Source organism: Bradyrhizobium sp. SZCCHNS3016, from assembly GCF_032484535.1.
Classification (GTDB): Bacteria; Pseudomonadota; Alphaproteobacteria; order Rhizobiales; family Xanthobacteraceae; genus Bradyrhizobium.
Map to the genome: position 1 here is coordinate 426,857 of NZ_JAUETE010000003.1, position 14,325 is coordinate 441,181.

General features: G+C 65.9%; 13 protein-coding genes. 6 read left to right on the top strand and 7 right to left on the bottom strand.

Annotated elements, in window-relative coordinates; all coding sequences use genetic code 11:
• Nucleotides 1-21: 21 nt before the first annotated feature.
• The 4 genes from QW881_RS09460 to QW881_RS09475 form a co-directional block, all read right to left on the bottom strand.
• The gene (locus QW881_RS09460; RefSeq protein ID WP_315757040.1) at nt 22-1,035 is read right to left on the bottom strand and encodes a small ribosomal subunit Rsm22 family protein; all 1,014 of its coding nucleotides are present in this window, start codon (nt 1,033-1,035) and stop codon (nt 22-24) included.
• Between the two features lie 63 nt (nt 1,036-1,098).
• Complete coding sequence (locus QW881_RS09465; protein WP_315757041.1) at nt 1,099-4,563, bottom strand: chromosome segregation SMC family protein; 3,465 nt, start codon at nt 4,561-4,563, stop codon at nt 1,099-1,101.
• Nucleotides 4,564-4,806: 243 nt separating this feature from the next.
• Nucleotides 4,807-5,463: a DsbA family protein gene (locus QW881_RS09470; protein WP_315757042.1), complete on the bottom strand. Its 657-nt coding sequence runs from the start codon at nt 5,461-5,463 to the stop codon at nt 4,807-4,809.
• 118 nt (nt 5,464-5,581) lie between these two features.
• The gene (locus tag QW881_RS09475) at nt 5,582-6,061 is read right to left on the bottom strand and encodes a DUF721 domain-containing protein (protein WP_315757043.1); all 480 of its coding nucleotides are present in this window, start codon (nt 6,059-6,061) and stop codon (nt 5,582-5,584) included.
• Between the two features lie 125 nt (nt 6,062-6,186).
• Here QW881_RS09475 and mutY point away from each other — a divergent pair, with 125 nt between their 5' ends.
• On the top strand, nt 6,187-7,290 hold the full coding sequence (gene mutY, locus QW881_RS09480) for an A/G-specific adenine glycosylase (RefSeq protein ID WP_315757044.1): 1,104 nt from the start codon (nt 6,187-6,189) through the stop codon (nt 7,288-7,290).
• 427 nt (nt 7,291-7,717) lie between these two features.
• Here the strand turns inward: mutY and QW881_RS09485 are convergent, their stop codons facing one another.
• Both QW881_RS09485 and QW881_RS09490 read right to left on the bottom strand, forming a co-directional pair.
• Nucleotides 7,718-7,987 (bottom strand): DUF2798 domain-containing protein, encoded by a 270-nt coding sequence (locus QW881_RS09485; protein ID WP_315757111.1) that lies wholly within the window; start codon nt 7,985-7,987, stop codon nt 7,718-7,720.
• A gap of 427 nt (nt 7,988-8,414) precedes the next feature.
• The gene (locus tag QW881_RS09490) at nt 8,415-9,347 is read right to left on the bottom strand and encodes a LysR family transcriptional regulator (protein WP_315757045.1); all 933 of its coding nucleotides are present in this window, start codon (nt 9,345-9,347) and stop codon (nt 8,415-8,417) included.
• Nucleotides 9,348-9,443: 96 nt separating this feature from the next.
• On the opposite strand from QW881_RS09490, the gene QW881_RS09495 reads away from it, so the two are divergent.
• Together QW881_RS09495 and QW881_RS09500 are read left to right on the top strand one after the other, a co-directional pair.
• The gene (locus QW881_RS09495) at nt 9,444-9,869 is read left to right on the top strand and encodes a nuclear transport factor 2 family protein (RefSeq protein ID WP_315757046.1); all 426 of its coding nucleotides are present in this window, start codon (nt 9,444-9,446) and stop codon (nt 9,867-9,869) included.
• A gap of 34 nt (nt 9,870-9,903) precedes the next feature.
• The gene (locus tag QW881_RS09500) at nt 9,904-10,329 is read left to right on the top strand and encodes a nuclear transport factor 2 family protein (RefSeq protein WP_315757047.1); all 426 of its coding nucleotides are present in this window, start codon (nt 9,904-9,906) and stop codon (nt 10,327-10,329) included.
• Between the two features lie 137 nt (nt 10,330-10,466).
• Here the strand turns inward: QW881_RS09500 and QW881_RS09505 are convergent, their stop codons facing one another.
• Nucleotides 10,467-11,270 carry an AraC family transcriptional regulator gene (locus QW881_RS09505; RefSeq protein WP_315757048.1) on the bottom strand — a complete coding sequence of 268 codons (804 nt, stop codon included), beginning with the start codon at nt 11,268-11,270 and terminating at the stop codon, nt 10,467-10,469.
• Between the two features lie 676 nt (nt 11,271-11,946).
• Here QW881_RS09505 and QW881_RS09510 point away from each other — a divergent pair.
• The 3 genes from QW881_RS09510 to QW881_RS09520 all read left to right on the top strand — a co-directional run bounded on the left by QW881_RS09510 (nt 11,947) and on the right by QW881_RS09520 (nt 14,028).
• On the top strand, nt 11,947-12,384 hold the full coding sequence (locus QW881_RS09510) for an HIT family protein (protein WP_315738323.1): 438 nt from the start codon (nt 11,947-11,949) through the stop codon (nt 12,382-12,384).
• A gap of 327 nt (nt 12,385-12,711) precedes the next feature.
• Nucleotides 12,712-13,524, top strand: coding sequence for an SDR family oxidoreductase (locus tag QW881_RS09515; protein WP_316158287.1), 813 nt, complete (start codon nt 12,712-12,714; stop codon nt 13,522-13,524).
• A 345-nt stretch (nt 13,525-13,869) separates the two neighbouring features.
• On the top strand, nt 13,870-14,028 hold the full coding sequence (locus tag QW881_RS09520) for a hypothetical protein (RefSeq protein WP_316158288.1): 159 nt from the start codon (nt 13,870-13,872) through the stop codon (nt 14,026-14,028).
• Nucleotides 14,029-14,325: the final 297 nt, after the last annotated feature.

Sequence of the window (14,325 nt, forward strand, 5' to 3'; positions counted from 1 at the left end):
AGAGACGAATACGACCCACCGTTAACCATGGGCCGCCGGCCGAGGTATCTGCGAACCTGGCGGCTCCACGCCGTCACCCCAGTCCCAGCGCCGCGCGGTGGCAAAGGCGGGCTTGTCGCGCCGCGAAACGCTGACGACCCTGGCGGCACCATCCGCCTGGCACAGCTTCGCGGTTGCCCCGACCTTGGTGACCGCCGGCGGCGCCAGCACGCGTGCGGCGGGCCGATGCGTCGCGGGCTTGCGGGTGAGGGCAATGAAGCTGAACTTCTCGTCCTCGAAAGGAACGTCCGCGCCCTTGAGCTCGCGATGCGCCCGCGAGCGCGCCAACCGCTGGGCGAAGTGGCACCAATCCGGTGCGATCAGTGGACACGCCGCGGCGTGCGGGCAGGGGGCGGCGACGTGGGCTCCGGACGCGATCAGGCGGTCGCGCGCCGCGATGATGCGCTGATAGCCGGCGGGCGTGCCGGGTTCGACGATCAGGAGCGTATCGCCGGTCCTCGTCCACAGCGCATCGACGGTCGCAGAGCGCTCGGCGTCGGTGAACTCGCCGATCACGTAGCTGGCGGTGACGAGATCGGCACTTCCGGCACGATCGAGCAGCGCCCGCGCCGGTCCCAGCGTATAGGTAAGGTTGCGGAGGCGCATCGCCTCGTCAGCGAGCGCCAACGCCAGCGTGCGCAAGGCGGGATTGGCGTCGATGGCGTCGAACGATGCTAGCGACGAAAAGGCTTCCGCTGCTGCGAAAGTCGCGGTGCCCGGACCGGCGCCGACATCGAGCAGCGAGGCCGGGGCGAAGTCCGGGCTCGCCTGCATCACGGCATTCAGGCTGGCCACCACCGCTGCATACGTCGCCGGCATCCGCACGACGGCATAGGCGATCGCGTCGGCTTCGCTCGTGATCGTCCCCGAATTGCCGCCGCTGCGATAGGAATCCGAGATGCGGGTCGCGCGAGCGGCGGCATCCTGCCGCGACTGCCCGTGCAGCCTGGCTTCGAGGGAGGCCTTCAGCGCGGCAGGCAGATCGGGAGAGATCATTGGTCCTCTCCGCGCGTCAGTCCGGGCGCCGCGCAGGCGGCGATCCGGAATGACGGAGCAAGATCACGCCACCTGCTGATCGAGGATCTTCACGGCCTCGTCGAGTGCGACCGAGACGAGCTGCGACACGCCGCGCTCGGCCATGGTGACGCCGAACAGCCGGTTCATGCGCGCCATGGTGATCGGGTTGTGGGTGATGATGATGAAGCGGGTCTCGGTCGATCCCTTCATCTCGTGCAGCAGGTTGCAGAAGCGTTCGACGTTGTGGTCGTCGAGCGGTGCGTCGACCTCGTCCAGCACGCAGATCGGCGAGGGGTTGGTGAGGAACACGGCGAAGATCAGCGCCATCGCCGTCAGCGCCTGCTCACCGCCCGACAGCAGCGACAGCGTCTGCGGCTTCTTGCCCGGCGGCTTGGCGATGATCTCGAGGCCCGCCTCGAGCGGATCGTCGCTCTCGATCAGGTGCAGCGCCGCTTCGCCGCCGCCGAACAGCTCGGTGAACAGCCGCTTGAAGTGGTCGTTGACGGTCTCGAACGAGGATTGCAGGCGCTCGCGCGCCTCCTTGTTGAGGCTCTGGATGCCCTGGCGCAGCCGCTTGATGGCCTCGACCAGATCGTCGCGCTCGGTGGTCAGCGCGGTGTGCGAGCCCTCGACCTCGGTGAGCTCCTCTTCGGCGCGCAGATTCACGGCGCCAAGCCGCTCGCGGTCGCGCCGCAGCTTCTCCAGGCTCTCTTCGATCTCGTGCAGCGGCGGCAGTTGCGTGTCCGGGCCGATCTCGGCCATGGCGGCCACCGCTTGCGGCTCGCATTCGAGCATGTCGTGGATCTCGCGCTCGACGTCGCCGACGCGGCGCTTGGCGCTTTCGAGCCGCTCCTCGGCGCGGGCCGCGGCCTCGCGCGACTTCGACAGGGCTTCCAGCGACGCTTTGGCGGCACGGTCGGTGTCGCCCATCGCGGTCTCGGCTTCGGCCAGCGCGTCGGCGGCGACCTGGCGCTCGCCTTCGGCAATGGCGAGCTCGTCGATCAGTGCGCTGCGCTTCTCGGCGAAGATCTCCGGCGCGTTTTCGAGCTCGGCGCGTTCGTCCTTCACCTCGGCAATGCGCGCCTCGATGGTGGCGATCTGCGAGCCGGCGCCGCGGATGCGGTTGAACCAGTCGTTGCGCTCGTTGATGATTGCCTGCACGCGGCGGTCGGCGAGCTCGGCCTCGCGGGCGAGCGCCTGCGCCTCGGCGCGGACCTGCGCGGCGGCCCGCCGCTTGGTCTCGATGTCGGCCCGCACGGCTGTGAGCCGGCCGTCGGCCTCGGTGGTCGCCGGCAGCTCCTCGATCGCCTCGAGCGCATTCTGGTGCAGCTCGGCGATCTCGGCGCGGTCATGGGCGAGGCGGGTCGAGGCTTCGACCAGCGCCGATTTGCGCGCCGAATGGCGGTTGATCTCGCGCTCGGCATTGGCGTGGCGCTCACGCGCGGAGTTCACCTCGCGCTGGGCGGCGCGCCAGGCTTCGCGCGCGGCGCTCTCGGCGGCGGTCGCGGCCCGCACCTCGGCCTCGGCGCTCTCGAGCGCCTGGCGCTTGTTCGTCGCATCGATGCGCGCCTGCTCCAGCTCGGCCTCGATGTCGATCAGGCGGGCGCGCTCGGCCAGACGCCGTGCCGCGCCGGTTGGCGCATGTGCCGCGGCGATGAAGCCGTCCCAGCGCCAGACGTCGCCTTCCGGCGACACCAGCCGCTGGCCGGTCCGCAGCTGCGACACCAGCTGCGCGCCGCGATCGCGCGACACCACGCCGATCTGCGCCAGACGGCGCGACAGCTCCGGCGGCGCCTGGACATAGGCCGCGAGCGGCTCGACGCCGTCCGGCAGCGTGGGGTCGGTGATCTCGGCACCGGCCACCGTCCAGTGCATCGGCGCGGACGCATCGACCGGCGCATCGAGATCGTCGCCGAGCACGGCGCCGAGCGCCTTCTCATAGCCCTTGGCGACGGTGACGCCGTCGATGATCGGCGGCCACAGGTTCTTGGTCTCGCTGTTGACCATCTTGGAGATGGTGCGCGCCTCGGTCTCGAGCCGCTGCGCGCGCTTCTCGGCCTCGGCGAGCGGGGCGCGCGAGGCTTCGAGCTTCTGCCGTGCATTGGCCTGCGCCGACTCGTTGGTCTGCACGGCGGCCTCGGCCTGCGCCTCGGCTTCCTCGGCCGCTTCGAGCGAGGCGGCGAGCGTGTCGAGATCGCCGAGATGGGCGGTCTCCTGCGCCAGCCGCTCCTCATCGGCGCGGACATTGGCGATGTCCTGGTCGAGCCGGGCGAGACGATCGCGGTGGCTGCGAACGTTGGCTTCGAGCTGGTTGCGGCGGGCGGTGAGGTCCGCAAGCTGCGTCGTCAGCTCGGTGAACTGGCGCTCGGTCTCGGCCAGCAGCGCCTCGGCCTCGGCGACGCGCTCGTCGACGCCGCTGCGCATCTCGACGCGCGCCTTGATCTCTTCCTTCAGCTCCGCGTCTTCGGTTTCCAGCCGCTGCAGGGCGACCTGCGCGTCCTGGTTCTGCTGCTGCTCGCGGGCGACGTCGGCGGTGAGCTGCATCAGGCGGCGATCGAGCTCGCCGGCGCGCTCCTTGGCGCGCAGCTCCTCGCGGTCGAGCAGGTCGCGGGCGTTCTTCAGCCGCTGCATCGTCGCCGCGGCGCGGGCCTCGGCTTCGCGCAGCGCCGGCAGATGCGAGGCGCGGATGGCCTGGATGCGGGCCGATTCGGCCTGCTCGCGGGTCCGCTCCGCCATCTCGCGCACGGCGACGTCGTGCACATGCGCGGCGTCGTTGAGATCGGCATGCGCGCCCATCCAGCGCATATGATAGAGCGTGGCTTCCGCCTTGCGCACCTTGGCCGCGACCTCGCGGTAGCGGATCGCCTGCCGCGCCTGCTTGCGCAGGCCTTCCATCTGGCCGGAGAGCTGGCCGATGACGTCCTCGACGCGCAGCAGATTTGTCTCGGCCGCCTTCAATCGCAGCTCGGCCTCGTGGCGGCGCGCATGCAGGCCGGCGACGCCGGCGGCGTCTTCGAGCACGCGGCGGCGCTGCTCAGGTTTCGCTTGAATGATTTCGCCGATCTTGCCCTGGTGGACGAGCGCCGGGGAGCGCGCGCCGGTGGCGGCGTCGGCGAACAGGATCTGCACGTCGCGGGCGCGCACGTCGCGGCCGTTGATGCGATACACCGAGCCGGCCTCGCGCTCGATGCGGCGCGAGATTTCGAGAATGTCGCGGTCGTTCACGGCCGCCGGCGCGGTGCGATCGCTGTTGTCGATCGTCATCACCACTTCGGCGTGGTTGCGCGACGGCCGCGTGTTCGAGCCGGAGAAGATCACCGCGTCCATGTCGGCGGCGCGCAGCGATTTGTGCGAGGTCTCACCCATCGCCCAGCGCAGCGCTTCGACCAGATTCGACTTGCCGCAGCCGTTCGGACCGACGACGCCGGTGAGGCCGGGTTCGATCACGAAGTCAGTCGGTTCGACGAACGTCTTGAAACCGTGAAGACGAAGACGGGTGAGTTTCATGCACAGATTCTCTGTTGGCGGGAGACGAATCTCCCAGCCCCGACAATACCATGGAAGGCAATGTCAATGTGGACTGAGTCGCCCTGGCGCCTCATTCTGAGGGCGGGACAATGGCGAGGGCTGGTCCCCAGGGCAACCCGCCGGCCCTGCTTTTCCAAGGCTTTCTCGTGGCGAACGGCCCACGAAACAGAAGCGGCCCCATTGAGGGGCCGCGCTGTGTCTTTGAGGACTCAGTGATTCGAATCAGCTCTTCAGAAGCGGGTTGATCTTCTTCTGAAACTCCTCGATCGAAGCCTCGCCCTTGATCTTCTCGCCGTTGATGAAGAAGGTCGGCGTCGAATCCACTTTAAGAATGTCGCTCGCGTATTTCTGGTCGGCGGCGATCTTGTCGAGCAGCGCCTGGTCCTTCAGGCAGCCCTCGACCTGCTGCTGGCTGAGGCCGGCCTGCTTGCCGATCCGCGTCAGCGTCTCGGTGGTGTTCTTCACCACCCAGTCGTTCTGCGAGCGGAACAGCATGTCGGTGACGGCGAAATACTTCTGCGCGTCGCCATTGGCGATGCAGCGCGTCAGCATCGAGCCGGCGGCGGCTTTGATGTCGAGCGGGAACTCGCGGAAGATGTAGCGCACCTTGCCGGTATCGATGTACTCGGCCTTCAGCTTCGGGAACACGGTCGCATTGAACGCCGCGCAATGCGGGCAGGTCATCGAGGCATATTCGGTGATGGTGACGGCCGCGTCCGCCGGCCCGATCGCCATGTCCGGCAGCGACACCGGCTTGGCGACATCGGCGGCGCTCTGGGCCATGGCGTCCGAGATCAGCCGCAGCGGGGACAGGCCCGCCAGAGCGGCGAGGCCGGTCAGCGACAAGGCTGCGGTGAAGGCGCGGCGGGTGATGATCAAGGCTCTGCTCCGGAATGGGCGCATCTTGCGCCTGAAACACTCATAACTCGGCTTTTCGCTAGCTTGAAACCCAGCTTGAGGCAATGCCGGGCCGCGAACCGGGATCAAACGCCGAGCGTCAATTTCGCTTGATGGCGGCGCCCAGGCGGGCCAGGGCGTCGCGCAGGGCGTCGTCCTCGATGGCGGTCAGGGTCTGCGCGACTTTCGCCACCGTCTTCGGATCGGGCGGCACCGGACGGCGCTTCACGGGCGGCCGCAACAGCGGGCCCTGGCGCAGCGCCAGCTTGCCGACGGCGTGCCAACCGAAGAAGCGGTTGACGCGCTCCAGGATCACGTCCGACGAATGCTGGATCTCCAGCGCCATCGGCCCCTCGACGCGCAGGATCAAGGTCGCCGGCTCCTGCGGCTGGCCCTCGACCGGCCGCGGCCATTGCATCTTCAGCGGCTGGGCATGGTCGGCGATGTCGCGGCCGGCGATCTCCGGCCAGCGCGTGACCAGCTCGCGCGCGGCAAACCCCTGCTTGGCATAGGCGGCCGACAGCACGTCGCCCATCATGAGCGACAATGGCTTTGCGGTGAGGCGGCCGGGCTTTGCCATCGATGCAGGCTTCTCATGGTCTGCCGCCCGTCCGAGCCGCCGGGGCTCGAAGAAAGCCGTGGATGCCGCAGACGAGACTGCGGTCCAGCGGGCGACGATGGCTCCTGACGTACTAGATTAAGCCAATGGTGTCATCAGCCCTTCCTTCCAAGCGCAAGAGCCGATCAGAGAATCGCGCCTCCGCCGAGCGTCCCGTGCAACTGCTCGCCTGGTACGACCGCCACCGGCGGCGGCTGCCGTGGCGCGCGCCGGCCGGGCAGCGCTCCGATCCCTATCGCGTCTGGCTGTCCGAGATCATGCTGCAGCAGACCACGGTGAAAGCCGTCGGGCCGTATTTCGAGAAGTTCCTGGCGCGCTGGCCGGATGTCATGGCGCTCGGCAGCGCCGATCTCGACGACGTGCTCAGGATGTGGGCCGGCCTCGGCTATTATTCGCGGGCGCGCAACCTTCATGCCTGCGCCGTCACCGTGCTGCGCGCGCATGGCGGCGTGTTCCCGGACACCGAGGAGGGGCTGCGCGCGCTGCCCGGCATCGGCCCGTACACCGCCGCCGCCATCGCGGCGATCGCGTTCGACCGCCTGACCATGCCGGTCGATGGCAATATCGAGCGCGTGGTGTCGCGGCTGTTTGCGGTGGAGGAGGCACTGCCGCAGGCCAAACCGCAGATCCAGGCGCTCGCCGCCACCTTGCTCGGGCCGTCCCGTGCCGGCGACAGCGCGCAAGCGCTGATGGATCTCGGCGCGACCATCTGCACGCCGAAGAAGCCGGCCTGCTCACTCTGTCCGCTGAACGAGAATTGCGCGGCGCGTGAGCGCGGCGACCAGGACACGTTTCCGCGCAAGGCCGCCAAGAAGTCCGGTACGCTCAGGCGCGGCGCCGCTTTCGTCGTCGTCAGAGGTGACGAGGTGCTGGTGCAATCGCGCCCCGCGAAGGGCCTGCTCGGCGGCATGACCGAGGTTCCCGGCTCGGAATGGCTGGCCGGGCAGGACGACGCCGACGCGCTCGCGCAAGCGCCGGAGCTGGCGAGTGCGAAGCGCTGGCACCGCAAGCTCGGTGTCGTCACCCACGTCTTCACGCATTTTCCGCTGGAGCTCGTGGTCTACACGGCGAAGGTGCCGGCCCGGACACGCGCGCCGGACGGCATGCGCTGGGTGCCGATCGCAACCCTCGACGGCGAGGCGCTGCCCAACGTCATGCGCAAGGTCGTCGCGCATGGGCTGGGGCAGTGAGGGGCGCTGAGCGTGTAGTTTGTAGGGTGGACAAAGGCGCGCCACGCTGCTGATGAGTTCAGCGAGATGTTACCCGCGCCGTGCCCACCATCGCGACAGCGAGTGCGCAGCGAGACGGTGGGCACGCTGCCGCCTTCGGCGGCTGCTTTGCCCACCCTACGGCCGCGCTATCAATATGCTCCATTGTCGTCCCGGCGAAAGCCGGGACCCATACCCACAGGGAGTGGTTTGAGGCACACCGGTCATTGGCATTCTGCCCATCACGACGGCCGCGGCGTATAGGTCGGATCGGCGCCGCGCCGCGCTGGTGCGCGCCGCGGCTTGTCCGGGACGACAGCGGTGGATGAGGCGGATTCACGGCTCAAACAGCGGCTTGCATGATACCCGTTGAAGCGGGGCCGCAGTTCGGCGGCCCCGCTTGCTCCGGTCAATTTGGTTTGGGCGTCTCCACCACGAGCGCCACGATCCGCCGCACCAGCGGCAGGACAGCGAGCAGCGTGGGGAACGCGACCAGCCAGGAGATGCCCCACGCTGCTGGCCAGGTCGCGATGAACGCCGGCGTCGGTCCAAGACTCTTCAGCGTGGCGATCGCCGACACGACGAATGTCATCAGCACCGAGAGTGTCAGTGGCATGACGACGGCCGCATAGCGCGCGGGCAGTTTTCTGCGCGCGCGCCGTTCACCAGATGGATTCATGATTGCAGTTCCGGATTTCGATCGGTCGATCACGGGCAACGCATCCTGCATTCCTCCGGATCGAGCCGATCCGTTGAATGCGTTGCCTGACGTGAGACGCTTACGGTGCGCATCAGCGCAGCAGGCGTCTGATAGCCTGACAACAAGGCGGACGCCGGCCAAAAATCTGAACGAGCCGGAATTCATGCCGCTGCTGCGCTAGCCGGTTTGGAGGGTAGGGTGGGCAAAGGCGCGCATCACCGTATTCACCGCAGACTGCGCTCGATCGCGCGCCGTGCCCACCATCTGACTCGGAGTACGCAGCACCGCGGTGGGCACGCTGCCGCCCTGCCGGGCGGCTGCTTTGCCCACCCTGCGCGACCTCAACTGTATCAACGCATTTTGCTGTTGGCGGCCTGACAGAGCACGACGCGCGGGCGCCGGATGCTCACGTCGGTTTCGTCGCACGTCCTGGCGCGCCGCCGAGTTCGCGGCCCGTTTCCAGCATCAGCGTGCGCAGCCAGATCGACCCCGGCTCGACCTGCGCCCTGGTCGGATAGAACATGTATTGTTCGTCGATGCCAGGATCGAGCGGCGGCGCGACGGTCGACAGCGACAAGGCCTGCGCCAGCGCCGCGATCAGGCGGCGCGGCACGAAGGCGACGAGATCGGTGCGCGCGGCGACATGCAGCGCCTCGATATAGCTCGGCACGACCAGCGCGATCCGCCGCTCCCAGCCCTTGCTGCGCAGCCAGCCGTCGATCAGGTCCTCGCTCTGGCCGCGCAGCACCACCGCGACATGCCGGGCGGCCAGGAAGGCGTCTCGCCGGCTCAGTCGCCTGCCGACCGGGTGACCGCGCCGCACCGCCAGCGCATCGCTGTCGGTGTAGAGCAACTGGCGATGGAGGCCCTTGAAGGCGTTGCCGATCGAGATCACCATGTCGATGGTGCGGGCGAACTCGGCGTGGAAGATCGCAGGGCCTCGCCAAGGCACGACGTCGATGCGGAGGTTGGGCGCGGCGCGCGTCACCTTGGCCATCAACGACGGCATCAGCAGCTCGACCGCGAGATCAGGCATCATCAGGCGAAATTGGCGTTCGCTCCGTGCAGCGTCGAACGCGTCGGGCGTGAACAGGCCGCGCACCTGATCCAGCGCCTGGGCGAGCGGAGCCTGCAGCGCAAGGGCGCGCGGGGTCAGCTCCATCCGCGCGCCGGTGCGTACCAGCAGGGGATCGCCGAGCAAGTCGCGCAGGCGCTGCAGCGCGTGGCTGGTGGCCGGCTGGGACAGTCCGATCCGCAGCGCAGCCCGGCTGACGCTGCTCTCGCGGAGCAGCGCGTCGAGCGCCACCAGCAGATTGAGGTCGAGCGCGGCCAAATTCATGAGCCGAATTGATATCATATCCGATATCGATTGGAAGAATGCGCCGCCACCCGTCATGCTTCGCCCTGTCGCAAAGGAGATCGGGAGACAGATGTCATGACCGCCAGCGCCAACAAGCGATTGATGCAAGAGCTGCTCACCAAGGCCGCCGCCGGCGACCGCGCGGCCTATGTCGCGTCCATCGCCGACGACGTTACGATGGTGATCACGGGACAATATTCGTGGTCGCAGACGATCAACGGCAAGGAGGCGCTGCTGCGCAATCTCCATGGCCATCTCAACAGCCTGCTGGCGGAGGGACGCCGCGCCATTCCGCTGCGCTTCATCGCGGATGACGACCTCGTCGTGGTCGAGGCCAAGGGCGAGATGCGCACCAGGGCCGGACGGCCCTACAACAACGACTACTGCCTGATCTATCGGCTGCACGAGGGGCGCATCGTCGAGATCCGTGAATACTGCGACTCGGCGCTGACGGAAGCGGTGCTGGGACCGTTTCCGGCTGCGCTCAGGCAGACGGGTTGATGCGACGATGCCTGAATTCAAGGAGGGTTTGCCGATGAGCGCCGTAGAAGCCACGGGTCATGACAACAAGCGGATCGTGCAGCATGTGTTCGACGAGCTGGCGAAGAGCAATGCGCAGCCGCTGCTCGCGCATCTTGCGGATGATTTCCGCTTCGTCATCATGGGCAGCGGATCCTGGTCGCGCAGCTATGACGGCAAGGCGACCGTTCTCGCCGAGTTGTTCGCGCCGCTGCGGGCGCGGCTCGGCCGCATCACCACCATCCCGATCCGGCTAACGGCCGAGGATGACCGCGTCGTGGTCGAGGCGCGTGGCCGCAATACGACGAGCGACGGCAAGGTTTACAACAACAGCTATTGCAACGTCCTTCGCCTGGAGAACGGCCGTATCCTGGAATGGATCGAATATTGCGACACGCTGCTGATCGAGACCGCACTCGGTCCGCCGCCGACGACGTCATGAGACAATTACGGTGACATCTCTGGACTGCACCCCTCAAGTGAGACACAGATAATTTCTGCGACAGGCATTTCGAGGATGACCTGTGGCAGCAAGAGGGAAGAACCGTCAGTTTCCGGCGCCCATCGCGGCCATCGTAGTTATTCGATCAACTGAATCCGGACCCTAGACGGAGCGTCCTTGAGCACGCTGGCGGCAGTAGCGCCAAAGGTTGCCTTGAAGGCGTGGCTGAAATGGCTGGAGCTCGAAAAGCCTGCATCGAGCGCCGCCGACGTGATAGAATCACCATTTCCCACACGCTCCACAGCGTGCCGGAAACGAATCCAAATCCTAAACGTCCTAAGTGGCACCCCAATCTCTTGGACGAACAGATGCTGCAGGCGACCAGGGGAAAGGTCGACTCGCCGGGCCAGTTCCTGGATCGAGTGATTGCGGGCGATGTCAGCCCTTATGATAGCTACGACACGTTCAACCCGCGCATCGAACCGTGGTGGGCGCGGTTCGATTCCCAATGCCTGTTCAGCAGCGAAATCGAAATCGTCGAAGCGTAGCTTATCACCTATCTGATGCAGCGCGTAGAGATTCCGCACAGCGACGATAAGCGAACTTTCGATGTCAGGGTCCAGTGAGCTTAGGCCACATCTCTGACGGGGCGAGAGGCGCCGATAGTAAGGATCGTCAGGGTCGTTGTATATCACGGCGACCGGCGCCCCGCTTAGATCAAGGGTATGCGCCAAGCCTGCGGGGACGATGGCGGTAAGGCAGGCCAGGCTCTCCCCGGCCATTGTGGTGCCGATCCGCAGAGGGGCCTGAAGCGCCACCAGGCAGACCGATATTGGATGCCGGTGCAGCGGCAGCGTACCCAGACGCCCGATGAACATCATTCGTTGAGGCCAGAGGCACAACAAAGCTCTCTCGTCGAAATTGGTAGCCGATTCTGGCAAGCGGCCATTCCTCCACACGTCTATGCTTCGAGAAGGTCACGCCGACGGCATCCAGCGACCTTGGCGCGCAAGCTCTTGTACCCGGCGTCCATAGCGGAAAGATTTGTTTGGGGAAATAATGTCGAACGCTTTCTTGATTGCGAATATTGAGTTGTGGCGGCTTCTTCCGGTGGGCGGCATCTGGAAATGCCGCCGCATGGTTGCGTCGCCCGAAGTGCGGGCGCCTGTTTACGCCGACCCCTGCCAACGCAGCGCCAATGTATTCACTTGTCCGCTTGGTTCTTGCAGAATTCGCGCGGCCGAGCTGACCACCGGGCGTCAGCGTGATCGCCGTCAGCACGCGATCACCTTCCTCGCGATGGCTGGTAGCTTTCAACGATCACCCGAACAGCCGAATCTGAAGGCCTGTCACACGAGGAGTTCAAGCGGGCTACGCGATATAGCCCACTTGCAACAAGCGCCCGGTCAGCCTCAGCCGGACTAAGAGACGACAGTCCATGTCACGGGCGCAGCGCCCGGCACACGAGACCCCTCAGCGATTGAGCCGCCGTGCCGGGGACCGCACGTCCTCGGCCGATGGAGCCCGGGCCGCCAAAACTAGGGAAGCACTGCGCCGTCACCCAAAACGCCCCACCGCACCGCGGTTTCTAGCCTCGCCCATACTCCGGAGCACCAGATGACCCTCGCCGCCCCCTACGACCCCGACAACATCTTTGGCCGAATCCTTCGCGGCGAAGTCCCCGCCGCCAAGGTCTGGGAGGACGATCACGTCCTCGCGTTCATGGACGCCTTTCCCCAGTCCGAAGGGCACGTACTGGTGATCTCGAAGACCTCGACCTCGCGCACCCTGCTGGACGTGGAGCCGGACGTGCTCGTTCGGCTGGTCGCAGCCACCCGACGCACCGCCCGGGCAGTGGTCAAGGCGCTGGCACCCGAGGGTTTCCTGATCGTTCAGTTGAACGGCGCGGCCAGCGGTCAGACCGTCTTCCACCTGCATTTCCATATCATACCTCGCTGGGCGGACGTTCCGATGAAGGGCCACGGACAGGCGCCGATGGGCAAACCAGAAACCCTGCTCGCCCTCGCCGACCGCATCGCCACTGCGCTTGATTGACCGCAGCCCGGCATGCGGTCTGCTGCCGCTCAAATAGCAATCGGAAAAGCTCCGATGTGACTGCACGAAAACGATGTAGCCATGCCTTGCGGCGAACGCGCCGTCGCCCTGCGGGGGTATCACCGGAGGCTTCAACCGCTGGCGGAGTTTGTACGAAGTCCTGCTCAGCAACTGCACCTAGGAAGCTCAGCAAGGTCGACAAAATGAAAATAGGTGATTCTGAGGCAACGGCGGTCAGTGGGCAGCACTCGACCGCGCGATTGGACGAAGCTGGGGCTCGTCCTTTCTCCCGGCTTCCCGAAGTGGATTCTGGCTTAGGACTCTCATATGTTCCATTCACGTAGCATTGTCATCACCGGGGGGGCGACGGGCCTAGGCTTTGCGATAGCGAACGCGCTTACCCCCCAAGGTGCTCGGCTGACGCTCCTCTCGCGGCGAACCGATAATCTGGATATCGCGGTTCATGAACTTCGTCGGCGACACGCCGGCGCCGATATCGAGGTTCAGTCCGTCGATGTTGGCGATCCGATTGCAACGTCTCAGGCTATCGAGGAGGTTGCTCGGCGCCGTGGAGGGATCGACATGCTGTTCAACAATGCAGGTGTGATGCGCGAGGGGCGGTTCGAGACCCTCACCGACAATGACTTCCAGGCCGTGATGCAAACCAATTTCTTTGGTCCGGTAAATGTCACCAGGGCTGCTTTACCCCATCTACGCGCCGCTGGCGGGCGGTTGATCAACATAGCATCGATCGCTGGTCTGACCGGAATCTTCGGTTTCACCGCCTATGGATCTGCGAAACACGCCTTGGTCGGCTTCACCGAATGCCTGCACTACGAACTGCTGCGCCAAGGTATCAAGGTTCACCTCGTCTGCCCAGCGGAGTTCGAGACGCCTATGGTGGCGGAGCTTGATTCCTATCGGACACCGGAGAACCGGCGACATACGCTGACCATCCCGAGAACTCCCTTGGAAATCGTGGTTGCGGACACATTGCGGGGAATCCGGCGCGACCGGTATTTCATCGTTCCGGGTGGCCGCGCCCGGCTGGCCGTCCTCGGCTTGCGACTCGTACCATCGATTGTGCGTAGACTTGGCGAGCGCATTGTTGGGAAACTCGAGCGGAAGCACCCGGTGTGAGTTCATCGTCATACCGGCGATCGGCCGCGAGGCAATCCGTCGGAGGATGAACATGAATATGGTGACGCCTTCCGCGAGCGTATGAGGTCAGGCTTAAAGACTTCCGCTGCGTCACCAGATAGGACAAACCCGCCAGCGCGTGGACTGGTTGGAGCGAAGCGATACCATTGTTGTCTCGTAGACCAATTGATGGGTTTCGCGTTGCTCCACCCATCCCGCGAGCTAATCGACAGCATGCCGCGAAACTAAAGCGAAGTCACGCCCCACGCTTTGTCGGTGGCAGTAGCGCGCCGGGCGGCGGATTCCAGTATTTCGTTGAGTATTACGGTATTACGGTGACGCTGCATGAAACTTGTCGTGGCGCGCTGCCCCGACGAGACGGCTGCATACCGGTCGGCGCTGATCGCATCGACGGCGCAGCATGCGCCGACATTGCACGTCATTCCGATCCGTCGCTCCGTTCCGTTCCAGGACGCGTCTTCCGTTTTTCGGAATTTGTCTTGACTCCGACCCCAAATCAATGGCTATATCCGCACCGTTCCGTCCCGGCAGGAGGGGCGTACGCGTCGTCACGACACGCGGGGCGGGATGCGGTGGCTGCGACGGCGTCGTCAGGACGAGCGACGTCGGCCGGCCTCGTGCAGTGCTGCGGCGGCTTGCCGGCGTGGCGCGGGTGCGGGGCCTTTCGCGGACGTTGAAATCGTGTGGTCCTGGCATCCCGATGCTGATGTCAACTCGCGTTGAGGCTTCGCTTCGCGTGGGGATGGTGGCCAGAAAGCCCGGCGCACCAGGGAGATCACG

What these genes read in the sequence shown, in the direction of transcription:
- QW881_RS09490 (WP_315757045.1), bottom strand. Translation starts at nt 9,347, where the DNA reads ATGAATTTGGCCGCGCTCGACCTCAATCTGCTGGTGGCGCTCGACGCG.
- QW881_RS09475 (WP_315757043.1), bottom strand. Translation starts at nt 6,061, where the DNA reads ATGGCAAAGCCCGGCCGCCTCACCGCAAAGCCATTGTCGCTCATGATG.
- QW881_RS09465 (WP_315757041.1), bottom strand. Translation starts at nt 4,563, where the DNA reads ATGAAACTCACCCGTCTTCGTCTTCACGGTTTCAAGACGTTCGTCGAA.
- QW881_RS09485 (WP_315757111.1), bottom strand. Translation starts at nt 7,987, where the DNA reads ATGAATCCATCTGGTGAACGGCGCGCGCGCAGAAAACTGCCCGCGCGC.
- QW881_RS09520 (WP_316158288.1), top strand. Translation starts at nt 13,870, where the DNA reads ATGAAACTTGTCGTGGCGCGCTGCCCCGACGAGACGGCTGCATACCGG.
- QW881_RS09510 (WP_315738323.1), top strand. Translation starts at nt 11,947, where the DNA reads ATGACCCTCGCCGCCCCCTACGACCCCGACAACATCTTTGGCCGAATC.
- QW881_RS09500 (WP_315757047.1), top strand. Translation starts at nt 9,904, where the DNA reads ATGAGCGCCGTAGAAGCCACGGGTCATGACAACAAGCGGATCGTGCAG.
- QW881_RS09495 (WP_315757046.1), top strand. Translation starts at nt 9,444, where the DNA reads ATGACCGCCAGCGCCAACAAGCGATTGATGCAAGAGCTGCTCACCAAG.
- mutY (WP_315757044.1), top strand. Translation starts at nt 6,187, where the DNA reads ATGGTGTCATCAGCCCTTCCTTCCAAGCGCAAGAGCCGATCAGAGAAT.
- QW881_RS09515 (WP_316158287.1), top strand. Translation starts at nt 12,712, where the DNA reads ATGTTCCATTCACGTAGCATTGTCATCACCGGGGGGGCGACGGGCCTA.
- QW881_RS09460 (WP_315757040.1), bottom strand. Translation starts at nt 1,035, where the DNA reads ATGATCTCTCCCGATCTGCCTGCCGCGCTGAAGGCCTCCCTCGAAGCC.